Genomic DNA, 14752 nt, shown 5'->3' with positions numbered 1-14752 from the left:
ATTAATGCGTTTGTTCTTCAAATTTAACAGGTTTGATTTTTTCTTGAAGATATTGGAATATAGCATATAATACAGGTATTACGAATACTCCAATAACAGTACCTACCAATAATCCGAATGCGGCTCCGGTACCGATGGAACGGTTTCCTATATACCCCACTCCGCCTGCAAATACTAAAGGCATTAATCCTAAAATAAAGGCAAATGAAGTCATTAAGATAGGTCTTAAACGAGCTTTAGCACCATTAATAGCAGACTGGGCAATTGTTTCGCCGTGACGTCGGCGCTGAACGGCAAATTCAACAATTAAAATTGCATTCTTTGCGAGTAGTCCGACAAGCATGACCAGAGCAATCTGGAAGTAAATGTTATTTTCTAATCCTGCTATTTTTTGTGCAAGGAAAGCGCCCATAATACCTGTTGGTAAAGATAAAATTACCGCAAATGGCAACATATAGCTTTCATACTGTGCAGATAATAAGAAATAAACGAATACCACACACAAAAAGAAAATTAGAATAGTTTGTGAACCTGCGTTAATCTCTTCACGTGATAATCCCGTAAAGTCGATTCCATAACTTGTAGATAGATTTTGTTGCGAAACTTCTTGAATTGCCTTAATTGCATCTCCCGAACTAAATCCTGGTTTTGGTGCACCTGCAATATTCGAAGAAGTAAATAAGTTATAACGGTTGATTGATTGAGGACCATATACCTTATTCAGAGTTACGAACTGATTAATTGGTGCCATTTCGCCGGAAGCAGTTCTAACATAAATTTCATTCAAGCTGCTTACGTCTGAACGATATTGAGGTAGCGATTGTACCATTACACGGAATTGTTTACCAAAACGAGTAAAGTCAGCTGCATAAATACCTCCAATATAACCTTGTAAAGCAGAGAAGATATCACTTACTAACACTCCGGATTCTTTTGCTCTTGGAATATTTAAATCTAACTCATATTGGGCATAGTTTGTATTGAACGAAGACTGTGCATACATAATTTCAGGACGATCCATCAAAGCGGCCAAGTATTCTTTTGATTTTTGATCAAAATCATTCAAAGAACCTCCGGATTTGTCTAATAATTTTAATTCAAAACCTGAAGACATACCAAAGCCTGGAATACTTGGAGGCTGGAAGAAAATCATTCGCGCATCCTGGAATTGGGTAGCTGCTAAGCCGAAAAGCTTTCCAATAATTGTGTTTGTAGCTAAATCTTCTGTAGTACGATATTTAAAGTCTTTTAGCTTGATCATTGCCATACCATAGTTGGATCCCTGACCGTTGATAAAAGAGAATCCTGATACAACAGTTACTCCATCCACCCCTGGTATTTGTTCTACCATTTTGGAAAATTGTCTTTGAATACTTACTACACGGTCTTGAGAAGCTCCTGGCGGCAATTCTATATTCCCCATGATAAAACCACGATCTTCATCCGGAATAAACCCTGTTGGCATGGTTTGAGCAGAAAAATAGGTTATCCCTAAACATGCAATTAAAATAACGAAAGTAACCCATTTGTGTTTTAGCAAAAACTTAAATGATCTACCATATTTTTCTGTAATACTATTGAAAGCAATATTGAAAGCTTTAAAGAAACGTTGAAGTAAATTTTTTCTTTTCCCATGGTCAGCTTCATGCTGCTTCAAGAATACAGCACACAGTGCAGGACTCAACGTAAGTGCATTAACGGCTGAAATTAAAATCGCAATAATCAGCGTAATCCCAAACTGTTTATAAAATACCCCTGTAGGACCACTAATAAAGGTTACCGGAATAAATACTGCGGCTAATACTAAGGTAATAGAGATAATAGCTCCGGTAATTTCACTCATCGTACTAATACTCGCTTCTAGAGCATCTTTTCCGGTTTCTTCCATTTTAGCGTGGACGGCTTCTACCACAACAATGGCGTCATCTACTACAATACCAATGGCGAGAACCAAAGCAAAAAGCGTCAGTAAGTTTAACGAAAATCCAAATACATTCAAGAAGAAGAACGTACCAATAATAGATACAGGTACTGCAATCAACGGAATTAATGTAGATCTAAAATCTTGTAGGAATATATATACTACAAAGAATACCAAGATAAATGCTTCGATTAATGTCGTAATTACCTTGCTAATTGAGGCATCCAAGAATTCGTTTGTGTCCATCAGAACTTTGTAATCCAACCCGTCAGGAAATGATTGAGATAATTTGGATAACTCTAAGTGTAAATCTTGGATAATTTCCTGTGCGTTTGAGCCTGGTGTTTGATAAACTACCATAGCAACAGCAGGGTGACCATTCAACTCTGAGTTACCTACATAAGACATTGCGCCAAGCTCAATTTTAGCTACGTCTTTTAATAATAGAATTTGCCCATTACTCAAAGATTTAATTACGATGTTTTCGTATTGTTCCTGCGTTTTATATTTACCGCTGTACTTGATAACATATTGAAAAGCTTCAGCATTATTTTCACCTAATTGCCCTGCTGCAGCCTCCAAACTTTGTTCGTTTAATACGCGAACAACGTCAGCAGGTACTAATCCATAAGCTTTCATTTTTGCTGGTTCAATCCAAATACGCATGGAATAGTTACGAGAACCAAATGCTTGAGCATCTCCAACACCATTTACACGTTTTAACTCAGGAATAACATTGATATTCATGTAGTTTTGAATGAATATAGCATTGTAATCTGGATTGTCAGAGTAGAAAGATATAAACATCAACGGACTCGTCTGTTGTTTTTGTGTGGTTACACCCGCACGGGTTACCTCGGCAGGTAACAAGGGGGTAGCACGCGCTACTCGGTTTTGTACGTTAACTGCAGCAATATCCGGATCAACCCCTTGTTTAAAAATAACCTGGATACTGGCGCTCCCGTCATTACTAGCGGTTGATGTGATGTAGTCCATGTTTTCTACACCGTTTACTTGCTCTTCAATCGGAATAATTACACTTTGCATTACCGTTTCAGCATTCGCTCCGGGGTAACTGGCATTAATCTGTACCGTAGGTGGAGCAATGTCTGGGTATTGCGTTACAGGAAGTGCGGATAATCCTAACCCCCCTAAAATTACTATAAGTATAGAAACAACTGTTGATAAAACAGGTCTTTCAATAAATGTCTTTAACATAGTTTAGAATGTTGATTGAATGCTATTGTTGATTTCTTCAAATGCAATTGGATCTGGCGTGATTGGTGTTCCGCTTCGTAAGGTACCTAATCCCGTACCTACAATAGTTTGTCCTTTTTCCAGACCCGATTTTACAACAGCTAGTTTGTTTACACGATCAATTACTTCAATTCTTGTTGCTTTTGCCGTATCATTTTCTACTTTGTACACATATACGCCTCCTTGTTGTTCGAAAGTAGCTGATTCAGGGACAACCAATACATTTTTATATTCTTGTGGAATTAGTATGCTGCCACTATTGCCGTTACTTAAAAAACGCTCTTTGTTAGAGAATAAGGCGCGTACTTGAACCGTTCCGGTTGCAGGATTAACTTGCCCGGATATGGTTTCTATTTTTCCGCTATGTGTATAAGTTTGACCATTTGCCAAAACTAATTGAACTTCCGGCAAATGCTGTAATTTTTCTTTAATGGAATTTCCTTCAATTTTTTCTAAAAAATTGAAATACTCTTTTTCATTCATTGAAAAATAAGCATATACTTCGCTGTCGTCAGATACAACGGTTAAGGGTTGTGGATCATTCGGACTTACTAAAGAACCTACTCTGTAAGGTATTGCACCTACAATTCCGTCTATAGGGCTTTTGACAATTGAATAATCTAAATTAGCAGCAACACTTTCGTATTGTGCTTTCGCACTGGCTAATTGGCTTTTTGCACTGGCTAAATCTGCCTGTGCGGTTTCTAATTGTATGTTGCTGATAATTCCCTTTTGTACCAATGGAACTAATTTGTCTGCATTAACCTGTGCTACATTTACTCGTGCTTCTGCTGTTTTAATAGCAGCTTGAGCTGCTGTGGCATCCTGAGCTAAAGAGTTTGTTTCCAGTCTGAATAGAGCTTGTCCTTTTTTTACAATCGCACCTTCATCCACATATAATTGCTCTATGTATCCAGATATTTTGGCACGAACATTACTTGTAATTTTTCCCTGAATATTGGTTGGGTATGAGTTGTAGCCTGTAACATCTTGTGTAGGAACTTCAACTACTTTATATGGCATTGCAGCACCTGCTGCTTGCTGTTGTCCCTTTTTTCCGCAAGAAGCAATACTAATTGCCAGCGTAGCAAGGGTGATAATGTGGAAATAGCGTTTCATGTGATTACTTAAATTTGACCTTTTAATTTTTCAATGGTTTCTGTTAATTGTGCTTTGCTTTTTTCGAGATGTTCTATATAAATATCCATTTTGTGAAGACAACTAAAGGTTTCTAATTTTTGGCTGTCCATATACTGTTTTAATTTTGAAGTTAAACCTTGTTCTTTATCTAAAAAATTTCTAATCATTTCTAGTCGCATCATCATAAAATTAGGATTTAACCTAAAAAATCTTTTTCTTTCGTCAATCCTGTTAAAGTGTTCTATTTGATTGTTTGAAATGAGTAAATTTAGGCTGTTAGAAACAGAGCTTTTACTGGCATTGAGCTTTTCTACAATTTCATCAAATGTGATGCCATCTCTGTGACCGTTAAACATAATATAGGTATATATTTGTGCGGTTAGCGGTGAGATGTGAAAAACCTGCTCATAATGTGTACAGTAATCCTGAAATAATTCTACTAAACCTTGATCGTATTGCATTATTTAATGATAAATGAGGTGCAAAGATATGTTTAGTTCGGTAAATACAAAACTAAACAAACTTAAAATATTCTTAATAATTTAGATGAAATAAAAATAGCGTGCTTTTTTAAAGAGTAAAAGTTTCTGAATAAAAAATATAAAAAATAATTGCGTGAATTTTTAAAATAGCATTATATTTGCACCCATAATTGCGGAAGTAGCTCAGTTGGTAGAGCTCCAGCCTTCCAAGCTGGTTGTCGCGAGTTCGAGCCTCGTCTTCCGCTCCAAAACCGGGATAAAGGTTTTAAAAAATATTATCATCTGCGGAAGTAGCTCAGTTGGTAGAGCTCCAGCCTTCCAAGCTGGTTGTCGCGAGTTCGAGCCTCGTCTTCCGCTCTAAAACCGGGATAAGGGTTTTAAAAAATATTATCATCTGCGGAAGTAGCTCAGTTGGTAGAGCTCCAGCCTTCCAAGCTGGTTGTCGCGAGTTCGAGCCTCGTCTTCCGCTCTAAAACCGGGATAAGGGTTTTAAAAAATATTATCATCTGCGGAAGTAGCTCAGTTGGTAGAGCTCCAGCCTTCCAAGCTGGTTGTCGCGAGTTCGAGCCTCGTCTTCCGCTCCAAAACCGGGATAAAGGTTTTAAAAAATATTATCATCTGCGGAAGTAGCTCAGTTGGTAGAGCTCCAGCCTTCCAAGCTGGTTGTCGCGAGTTCGAGCCTCGTCTTCCGCTCTTTGAAACAGCTTCTTGATTAAGAAGCTGTTTTTTTATTGATTATATTTGCGAACAAGATTAGTTTAGGTGACTTAAATCCGTTTCCGGAGTCACTTCATAAGCTGGTTTTCCTTGTTCGAAAATGCGTGCAGACAATTCTCCCTTTAACACTATATAATCTCCTTTTACTTCGAGCCAGCTGCCTTCTCTGAGACCCACAACGGGCTGAGAATTGAAAGCGTGAAATTCGTTAATTCTGGTTTCACGTGTTTCACCCATATGAGTAGAGCCTTCTGCCGGATCCAAGTAGTGAGGGTTAATATTAAACGGAACAAAAGAGAGTGTTTTAAAAGAAGGAGGATAGACAATAGGCATGTCGTTGGTGGTTTCCATAGTCAAACCACAAATATTGCTGCCAGCACTGCATCCTAAATAAGGAGTTCCTGATTTTACAGCATTCTGTATGGCTTCAATAAGATTATTTTTGTATAATTGGTGTACAAGCAAAAAAGTATTTCCTCCTCCGGTAAAGATACCTTCTGCCGATTCGAGCGCTTTTACCGGATTTTCAAATTCGTGCAATCCTTTTACGTTTATTCCAATTTTAGAAAATGCATCTCTTGCTTTTTCGGTATAGGTCTCGTGCGAAATTCCGCCCGGTCTGGCATACGGAATAAAAATGAGGTTTTTTACATTTTTAAAATGGTTGGCAAGTGTCGGAAACAGGTATTCTAAATAGCCGCTGTTATATAAAGTTGAGGTACTGGCAATAATTATTTTTTTCATTTTTATAACTTGTAATTTTTGTAAAAATACTATGTTTTATCAGATTAGCTTTGGTTTGTACGTTGATTTTATATCTTTGAAAGAAGTAATTCTTAAGTATTGACAGAATGAAAAGCTTTATTTGTGTATGTGTACTCTTGTGCTGTCTGAATATGTGTGGACAAATACGCTCTCCGTTTATGGGGAAAATAGTGGAAAAAAACGGATATGAAAGTGGAATAGCAGTTACAAATACTACGTCAGGAAAATGGGGAAATGTTAATAATAAAGGTAGTTTTATTATTTTGGCGCAGCCCGGAGATACGTTGCGGTTTAAAACTCTTTTACAAGAAAAATTTAGTTATATAATTACAGATGAAGATATAGACAAAGAAATTGTTTTGATTCCGTTTGAAAGCAAAAATGCTGAATATGGCGGAAATATGCTTCAAGAAATCAAAATTAATACGTTTGATTTGAAATCGATTGGATTGGACTTTGGTGCTGCGGTGCGTTATACTCCGGTAGAAGCACAATTACACGCTGCTACAAGCGGACCGATAAATGCTTTGATAAACGCTATTTCGGGAAGAACTAAGAGTTTAAAAAAAGCATTGGTTTATGAAAAACAGGAAATGACTAAAAATCGTTTGTTTGAGGTGTTCAGCAAAGAAGAGTTAGGCAGAAGATTTGATATATATCCTGAAAATATAGAAGGCTTTGCGTATTATTTAGTGGAGGATGCGGATATGAGTATTTTGCTAAACGAAGATTTGCCCAACCGAAGACAGGTGGAATTTCGAATTAGTGAATTATTGCCCGATTACAGAAAGAGAACAACCAACTAACTTCTTTTAACACAACTTTACATTTGTAAAGTTTTTAAATCATAATCAATAAGATATTTTTACCCTTCTTATTAACCAAGTGATAGATGAGATTTTTTTTAACTTTTTTATTGATGCTTGTTTTTTCTTTTGTACAAGCTCAGGAAGGAAAAACTATACACGGAAAAGTAGTGTCACGGTCAAAGCACTTGGAAGGAGTTTATGTATCTAATATCAATACAGGAGAAGCGCTTCTTACCGAAAAAGGAGGATATTTTAAAATAAAAGCTAAAGAAAATGATGTTTTGGTGTTTTCAGGAGCTTTATTTATAGGTTATCGATACCAGTTGGATGAGGAAGATTTTAAGCGTGATTTGATTTTAATTCCTATGGAGACAAATGAATTGGTAACTCAGTTAGACGAAATTGTTATTACGAAAATTACATCAGAATCATTGGGGTTAATTCCTAAAGGAACCAAGCGATATACGCCTGCTGAAAGAAGGTTGTATACCGCTACATCAGCTTCAGGGAATGGAATCGTTATATCTGTTGATGCAATTGTAAATTGGATTTCGGGCAGAACCAAAATGTTGAAAAAAGCATTAGTGTATGAGAAACAGGACATGCGTAAGGATAAATTGTTAAACATTGTTTCGGAGAGCAAATTGGTTAATAATTATAGTATTCCACAGGATTACGTTTTAGGCTTTGCTTATTATCTGGTAGGAGATGATCAGATGATTGCTCTTTTGCACAGCAGTATTACTGACAAAGATAAAATAGAATCTCGGGTAGGAGAGCTTGCCTTAGATTTTATAGAGCTAATTGAGAATAAAGATATTCAGAAAAACAAATCGGAACTCAAAGACTAGTTTGTTTCATTTAACAAATGCGTTGAAGCTTTTTAATAGAAAAAAAAATAAACTTCGTAAATTTGCGGAGATAACTTATAAATGAGATTAGTATGTTTGGTATTGGTGGTGGAGAGCTTTTTTTTATTATTCTGATAATATTAATGCTTTTCGGTTCAGATAAAGTTCCCGAAATGGCGAGAGCATTCGGAAAATTTATGGCTCAGGTAAAAAATGCTACAAACGATATAAAACACGAAATTAATAAAAGTGCGGAAGAATCCGGGATTAAAAAAGACATTCAGGAAGCATTTGACGTGGATATAAATCCTGTAAAAGATATTCAGACCGAAATAAATAAACAGAAAGAAGATATAGAAAATATTACAGGACCTATAAAAAGACAAAACTAATGTTAGAATCACTAATAGCGGCGGATAAAAATCTACTTGTTTACCTTAACGGGCTTGGCAGTTCTTCCTACGATTCCTTTTGGTTATTCATAACAAAACAAATCAACTGGCTTCCCTTTTTTTTAGTGCTTTTATATTGTTTATATAAAAAGGTTTCTTTAAAAACACTCGGGGTTATTGTTTTATTTTTAGCAGGACTAATAACCTTTACAGATCAGATGACCAATCTGGTAAAATACAGCGTTGCCCGACCGCGACCATGTAATACGGAGGATATAAAAGAGTTAATCCGGGTTGTAAAATGCAGTCCTACTTTGAGCTTTTTCTCTGGTCATGCATCTAACTCAACAGCTACCATGCTTTTCCTTTTTTTAATATTGCGAAAATATTACAAATATGCTTTTTTGGTATTCATCTTTCCTTTGGTATTTGCTTATAGCAGAATCTATCTCTCTTTGCATTTTCCGGGAGATATTTTAGTGGGATACTGTTTTGGAATATTCAGCGGAACATTGTTTTATATACTTTTTAAATATATAGAAACAAAATATGCTGATAAGTTACACTAATCGAACAATTTTTACAGTACAAACTCTTTATTGTCAATTTACTTTACTCTGGAAATCGTCAATCCGTCACGAATAGGTAATAAAACTGTTTCTACTCTCGGATCTTCTTTTAAAAGTTTGTTATAATGATCAATCTCGATTGTACTTTTGTCATTGGGCTTTATTTCTTCGAGCACTTTTCCCGACCACAGGACATTGTCAGACAAAATAATACCACCCTTGTTCACCTTTGGGACGATTAGCTGAAAGTAGTTGATGTAATTCTTTTTATCTGCGTCTATAAAAACTAAATCATATCTTTTGTCTAATTGGGGGATAATATCCAGTGCACTTCCCACATGCTGAATGATCTGTTCACCGTAAAGCGATTTGTCAAAGTATTTACGCTGAAAATCGTATAATTCTTCATTGACGTCTATAGTGTCTAAAATGCCATCGGATTGAAGTCCTTCTGCCAAACATAAAGTTGCGTAACCAGTAAATGTTCCGATTTCCAAAATATTTTTAGGGTTGGTCAGTTTAGAGATAAGACTCAAAAAACGACCTTGAAAATGCCCGCTTAACATACGAGGCTGTAAAACTTTTTGATGAGTTTCTTTATCTAGCTGAGCTAGTAATTCCGGTTCATTTTCGGAATGTAAAGCTGCGTAATCCTCTAGTGCCTGAGATATAAAATGCATGACGGTTTTATGTTTTTTAACTGCGGCAAAGGTATAAATATAATTTCCAGATTGGAGAAAGGAAGCAGATAAACATTTAAATTTCTGTTTGATTTTATATAAACAAACAGTTAAAAATCTTATCTTAGACACAAACTCCGCCAAAAAAATAAAAATGATGAAAATAGTATTAAAAATTGTAAAGTGGTTGGCAGTAAGTATTGCAGCATTGGTTGCTTTGGCTTATATATTTAATGTAGATTATTTATTCAGAGCAGTAAGAGTAGTTTATTTTAACGGGCATTCTACTGCATTTTTAGATGATTATCACTATTTTCCAACTCGGGAAATTAAAAAAGGGACTCCTCAACCGTGGGCAGTTGCCAATGACTACAACCAGACAAAGTCGACCGAAAAGTTAGAGCAAACTCATAAAGAGCTCCAAACTACCGCTTTTTTGATTATTAAAAATGATAGTTTGTGGTACGAAAGTTATTTTGACGAATACAATAAAGACAAAATATCCAACGGCTTTTCAATGGCAAAAAGCATTATCTCTGCTGCATTAGGCAAGGCAATACAGAGGGGAGAAATAAAAAATCTGGATGTAAAAGTAAAAGATTTTTTGCCGGAACTCAAAGGTTCATATAGCGATGAGCTTACTGTGGGGGACTTATCCTCTATGGCATCAGGGCTGGATTGGGACGAAGCATATTACAGTCCTTTTTCTGTGATGACAAGAGTGTATTTTGATAAAGACTTGCGTAAAGTTATGCAGAATATAAAGATAAGCGAACAACCAGGAAAAGAATTTGAATACAAAAGCGGTGATACGGAATTATTAACGATGGTTTTGGAAAAAGCAACCGGGAAATATGTTTCAGATTATGTTTCCGAATACTTTTGGAAACCTATGGGGGCAGAAAACGCAGCACTGTGGCAATTGGATCATGCGGGAGATGGAATAGAAAAAGGATTTTGCTGCTTTACAACCAATGCTCGCGATTTTGCGCGTTTTGGAAAACTGTATAAAGATTTTGGAAAGTGGGAGGGAGAACAAGTCCTAGATAGTGCATTTGTAGCCTTGTCGGTTAAACCTCGTTTTGAGAAATCTCCCGAATACGGCTATGGTTGGTGGCTTAAACATTATAAAGATCAGGATTTCTTTTATATGCGCGGACACTTAGGACAGTTTGTTATTGTTTCTCCAAAAGATAATGTTATTATCGTGCGCTTGGGACATATAAAAGGTTTGCAAACCGAAACGGATCCGCACAGCAACGATTTGTATGTTTATATAGATGAGACTTATAAAATGTTGGAACAACGCAAAAAGTAAGGTAAATGTTAGAGAATATCAAGCTGGAAAATATTTTATTTCTGGACATCGAAACTGTACCGGAGCATACTGATTTTTTACAATTGGACAGCGAGATGCAAGCTTTGTATGAAGCAAAAACAGCCTACCAGCGTAAGGAGAACCAAACTGCTGAAGAATACTATGAGAGAGCCGGAATATGGGCTGAATTTGGAAAAATAGTTTGTATATCGGTAGGTTTTTTTGCTTACAAAAATGGAGAACGACAGTTTAGAACTACTTCATTTTGGGGCGATGAGCCGCAGCTTTTACTGGATTTTTCTAATTTGTTGAATACACATTTTAACCAAGTCCAACATCTGTTATGCGGACATAATACAAAAGAGTTTGATTATCCTTATATTGCCCGAAGAATGTTGATAAATGGGGTTAAAATACCCGATAAGTTGAATTTAGTCGGCAAAAAACCGTGGGAAGTTGCTCATTTAGATACGATGGAATTGTGGAAGTTTGGAGATTATAAGCATTACACATCATTAAAGCTTCTGACCAAAATATTAGGAATTCCTTCGCCAAAAGATGATATTGATGGGAGTGAAGTAGCAAAAGTGTATTATCAGGAAAAAAATATTGATCGGATTATTGCTTATTGTGAAAAAGATGTTGTAGCAGTGGCACAAGTTTTGCTAAGGTTTAGAGGAGAAGCTATATTAGAACAAAGTGAAGTGAAATCCGTGTAGAGTTAAGAAAAGGTTAAATCTAAATGAAGCTGAATTTTGACAATGCATTTTTTGTAATTTTGGTGTGCAAAAGTTTAAAAATACAAAGAAAAATGAATTTAAATAAACGTTGTTCAATTAAGTTTATTATGTGGCATTATGTCGCAGAGGTCTCTATTGGATAATTTTATTTGATGATAAAATATATAAATAGAAGCCTCTGTAAGTAAACAGGGGCTTTTTTTATGAGTATTAAACAGAGTATAGCACTTAAAAGATAAAATGAAAAAATATAAATTAAATACCGCAATTATGAATACAATGATCTGTAAACGGATGTGGTTTTCACATTTGCGCGGTATAGTGTTGCTTAGGGAAAGGTTTTAATCTTTTTAGTATTAAAATATAAAACAAACGAGTCCTTTTGGCAGCACAAGCACCAAAAGGACTTTTTTTATTCGTTCAATTATTATTATAACAACAAAATGGGAAAAAAAGTTGTAAAAGTTCTGGGGTTTTCAGCAAGAGAACGTCAGTTTGCCATCAAAACGGCTAACGTTTCTTTTACTGTTAAAGATGGAAGAGAACTGGTAAGAGAAGTAAATGCCAGTTCAGAAGAATTATTATTAGCAAGATTAGCGGGAAGTATTCACTCTGTTGGAAATCTGCTTGGTTCTACGCTTAAACTGGATTTAAAATCTATTCAGATTGAAGTAAGCGGAGAGCTTGATTCTAATTTGCAGGATGAAGTAAATGGCGTAGAAAAGTTTAAACGCGTTGATATTATTGTAAAACCAACTACACCGGCTTCGATAGTATTGTTAAAAGAATGGATGGATGCTATAAAATCGGCATGTCCTATATTTAGTATGTTTAAAGAAAAAACACCTACCGTATTAACTTTAGTTAAGGAATACGATCGGGTAAAGGTAGCTTAATTATGGATATTCATTTTAGTTTAGTACAAGATTAAAAGTTAGAGTGAATAGTATTTATTCTGATTTTTAGCCTTGTACTTCTTCAAAAGGTATCTTCAAATATATTTCTATTTTACTTTTAAAATATAGTTTTGGGTTATTAGCAGTCTTAGTTACCCGCTTTATCTTTTATTTTCAGCCTCTTTCTTTTTACTTCTGTCTAAAATCTTATTTTTGTATAGATTGCAACGAGTACAGAATTGGCTTATGACCCAACTACCCCTTATTAATATTGAACATTTACAGGTTGATTTCCAAAAGGAAAAAGAATGGCATACTGTTGTTCATGACAGTTCGTTTAGCATTTTTAAAAACGAAATTCTAGGCGTGGTAGGAGAATCAGGTTCGGGAAAGTCTGTGACATCTCTTGCAATTATGGGACTTTTGCCGGAAAATGTTGCTAAAATCAGCCACGGGAAAATTGAATTCAACGGACAGGATATTACTCATTTTAACGAAAAATCTTTTCAGGCTTTAAGAGGTAATAAGGTGGCTATGATTTTTCAGGAGCCAATGAGTGCACTCAATCCAACAATGAAGTGTGGTGAGCAAGTAGCGGAAATGTTAAGAACGCATACACAGTTAAAAGAAAAGGAGATTTTGGCTGAGGTATTTCAGTTATTCAAAAAAGTAAAATTACCGGATCCCCGAAGTATTTACAGCAAATATCCGCATCAGATTTCGGGGGGACAAAAACAAAGAGTGATGATAGCTATGGCGATTGCCAGTAAGCCGTTGCTTTTGATTGCCGACGAACCTACAACGGCTTTGGATGCTACCGTTCAGAAAGATATTATTGATCTGCTCAAAGAGCTCCAGCAGGAAACAGGGATGGGAATGCTGTTTATTTCACATGATTTGGAATTGGTGTCGTCTATTGCCAATCGGATTATAGTAATGTTTCAGGGCAATATTGCAGAACAGGGCACGGCAAAAGACGTTTTTCATTATCCCAAAGAACTATATACGCAAGCATTGATCGCTTCGAGACCATCGACAGAGGTAAGATTAAAAAAATTACCTACTATTTCTGATTTTACAAAAGGGAAAGTTTTAGAAGAAATAGTAGATCCAACTCAAAGGATTACACGACATAATGCCATTTACAGCCAATCTCCTCTGTTGGAAGTCAGACATGTATTTAAGGATTATATAACTAACAGTTCCCTGTTTTCCAAAGGTAAATTTACCGCTTTGTCTGATATTAGTTTTAATGTTTACGCAGGAGAAACACTGGGATTAGTAGGGGAAAGCGGATGTGGAAAATCAACTTTAGGCAATGTAATTCTGCAGCTGGATAAAGCCACATCGGGACAAATTTTTTACAGAGGAAAAGATATTACTCAATTAAAAAAGGGAGAGCTTCGCGCCTTGCGAAAAGACATTCAGATTATTTTTCAGGATCCCTATTCGTCTTTAAATCCGCGAAAAACGATTGGTGAAGCCATTGTCGAACCGATGGAAGTACACCGATTGTACAAAAATAAAGCGGAACGCAAACAAAAAGCACTGGAAATTTTGGAAAGAGTGGGCTTGAATGCTGAAATGTACAACCGCTATCCGCACGAATTTTCGGGCGGGCAACGACAGCGGATCGGCATTGCGCGGACCATTGCCGTACAACCCAAACTAATTATCTGTGACGAATCGGTTTCGGCATTGGATATTTCAGTACAGGCACAGGTGCTTAACCTGCTGAATGAATTAAAGGAAAATTTAGGCTTTACCTATATTTTTATTTCACACGATTTAACCGTTGTCAAATACATGGCAGACCAGATTATGGTAATGAACAAAGGTAAAATTGAAGAAAAAGGCGAAGCCGACGCTGTATATGCTCATCCGCAAAGTAATTATACCCAAAAACTTATTGATTCTGTAGCAAAGGGGATTTAGAATTATTTTCCACCGCAAAGAAATCTAAGACTCTTAAATTTTCGAGTAAATACATATAATATACCCGTTGTGCATTATGAATTAAAGAAGAGAAAAGTTGTTCATTTGATTTAAAATCAGTAAATTGAATTAACTACAAAACCATTTACAATGAACAACTTAGGTTCAAATTACGAAAGAATTTTGGAAGTTTTACGAAAAATATCAAATGAAAATTTATTGCCCTACCAAAGACGAACACCCAAATTGAAGGATTTGGAATTGATAAGTCTTGCTTTAA

The 14752-nt window shown here is 35.9% G+C and carries 13 protein-coding genes, 5 tRNA genes and 1 pseudogene; 14 read left to right on the top strand and 5 right to left on the bottom strand.

Annotated features, from left to right (window positions below; translation table 11 throughout):
• Position 1: 1 nt before the first annotated feature.
• The 3 genes from C8P70_RS09470 to C8P70_RS09460 are packed head-to-tail and all read right to left on the bottom strand — an operon-like array spanning position 2 to position 4779.
• A complete protein-coding gene (locus tag C8P70_RS09470) occupies positions 2-3139 on the bottom strand; it encodes an efflux RND transporter permease subunit (RefSeq protein ID WP_133713086.1) in 3138 nt (1045 codons plus the stop codon).
• 3 nt (positions 3140-3142) lie between these two features.
• Positions 3143-4297 (bottom strand): efflux RND transporter periplasmic adaptor subunit, encoded by a 1155-nt coding sequence (locus C8P70_RS09465; protein ID WP_133713085.1) that lies wholly within the window; start codon positions 4295-4297, stop codon positions 3143-3145.
• Between the two features lie 8 nt (positions 4298-4305).
• Complete coding sequence (locus C8P70_RS09460; RefSeq protein WP_133713084.1) at positions 4306-4779, bottom strand: GbsR/MarR family transcriptional regulator; 474 nt, start codon at positions 4777-4779, stop codon at positions 4306-4308.
• 193 nt (positions 4780-4972) lie between these two features.
• Here C8P70_RS09460 and C8P70_RS09455 point away from each other — a divergent pair.
• The 5 genes from C8P70_RS09455 (at position 4973) to C8P70_RS09435 (ending at position 5493) form a co-directional block, all read left to right on the top strand.
• Positions 4973-5048: transfer RNA gene (locus C8P70_RS09455), tRNA-Gly, on the top strand.
• A gap of 36 nt (positions 5049-5084) precedes the next feature.
• Positions 5085-5157: transfer RNA gene (locus C8P70_RS09450), tRNA-Gly, on the top strand.
• A 39-nt stretch (positions 5158-5196) separates the two neighbouring features.
• Positions 5197-5269 (top strand) — tRNA-Gly (locus C8P70_RS09445).
• Between the two features lie 39 nt (positions 5270-5308).
• Positions 5309-5384: transfer RNA gene (locus tag C8P70_RS09440), tRNA-Gly, on the top strand.
• A 36-nt stretch (positions 5385-5420) separates the two neighbouring features.
• Positions 5421-5493, top strand: a tRNA-Gly gene (locus tag C8P70_RS09435).
• A 60-nt stretch (positions 5494-5553) separates the two neighbouring features.
• Here the strand turns inward: C8P70_RS09435 and pepE are convergent.
• Positions 5554-6261, bottom strand: a complete 708-nt coding sequence (pepE, locus tag C8P70_RS09430; RefSeq protein ID WP_133713083.1) for a dipeptidase PepE — start codon at positions 6259-6261, stop codon at positions 5554-5556.
• Positions 6262-6440: 179 nt separating this feature from the next.
• Between pepE and C8P70_RS09425 the strand changes: the two genes are divergently transcribed.
• From C8P70_RS09425 to C8P70_RS09410, 4 genes are all read left to right on the top strand, one after another.
• Positions 6441-7088: a hypothetical protein gene (locus tag C8P70_RS09425; RefSeq protein WP_133713082.1), complete on the top strand. Its 648-nt coding sequence runs from the start codon at positions 6441-6443 to the stop codon at positions 7086-7088.
• 86 nt (positions 7089-7174) lie between these two features.
• Complete coding sequence (locus C8P70_RS09420) at positions 7175-7942, top strand: hypothetical protein (protein WP_133713081.1); 768 nt, start codon at positions 7175-7177, stop codon at positions 7940-7942.
• 92 nt (positions 7943-8034) lie between these two features.
• Positions 8035-8334 (top strand): Sec-independent protein translocase subunit TatA/TatB, encoded by a 300-nt coding sequence (locus C8P70_RS09415; protein ID WP_133713080.1) that lies wholly within the window; start codon positions 8035-8037, stop codon positions 8332-8334.
• The gene (locus tag C8P70_RS09410; RefSeq protein WP_133713079.1) at positions 8334-8903 is read left to right on the top strand and encodes a phosphatase PAP2 family protein; all 570 of its coding nucleotides are present in this window, start codon (positions 8334-8336) and stop codon (positions 8901-8903) included. Before C8P70_RS09415 ends, C8P70_RS09410 begins: the two co-directional genes overlap by 1 nt.
• A 38-nt stretch (positions 8904-8941) precedes the next feature.
• Here C8P70_RS09410 and C8P70_RS09405 read toward each other — a convergent pair whose 3' ends face one another.
• A complete protein-coding gene (locus tag C8P70_RS09405) occupies positions 8942-9583 on the bottom strand; it encodes an O-methyltransferase (protein WP_133713078.1) in 642 nt (213 codons plus the stop codon).
• A gap of 157 nt (positions 9584-9740) precedes the next feature.
• On the opposite strand from C8P70_RS09405, the gene C8P70_RS09400 reads away from it, so the two are divergent.
• The 5 genes and pseudogenes from C8P70_RS09400 to C8P70_RS14320 all read left to right on the top strand — a co-directional run.
• Positions 9741-10901, top strand: a complete 1161-nt coding sequence (locus C8P70_RS09400) for a serine hydrolase domain-containing protein (RefSeq protein ID WP_133713134.1) — start codon at positions 9741-9743, stop codon at positions 10899-10901.
• A gap of 5 nt (positions 10902-10906) precedes the next feature.
• On the top strand, positions 10907-11620 hold the full coding sequence (locus tag C8P70_RS09395; protein ID WP_133713077.1) for a 3'-5' exonuclease: 714 nt from the start codon (positions 10907-10909) through the stop codon (positions 11618-11620).
• Between the two features lie 464 nt (positions 11621-12084).
• Positions 12085-12537 carry an OsmC family protein gene (locus C8P70_RS09390; RefSeq protein WP_133713076.1) on the top strand — a complete coding sequence of 151 codons (453 nt, stop codon included), beginning with the start codon at positions 12085-12087 and terminating at the stop codon, positions 12535-12537.
• 246 nt (positions 12538-12783) lie between these two features.
• Positions 12784-14472, top strand: coding sequence for an ABC transporter ATP-binding protein (locus C8P70_RS09385; protein ID WP_133713075.1), 1689 nt, complete (start codon positions 12784-12786; stop codon positions 14470-14472).
• Positions 14473-14622: 150 nt separating this feature from the next.
• Positions 14623-14752: pseudogene (locus C8P70_RS14320) on the top strand (IS982 family transposase); the annotation flags it as partial.

Origin of the sequence: Myroides indicus, from assembly GCF_004364575.1 — a bacterium.
GTDB classification, from domain to species: domain Bacteria; phylum Bacteroidota; class Bacteroidia; order Flavobacteriales; family Flavobacteriaceae; genus Flavobacterium; species Flavobacterium indicum_A.
This window is presented reverse-complemented; position numbering and strand designations above follow the sequence as displayed.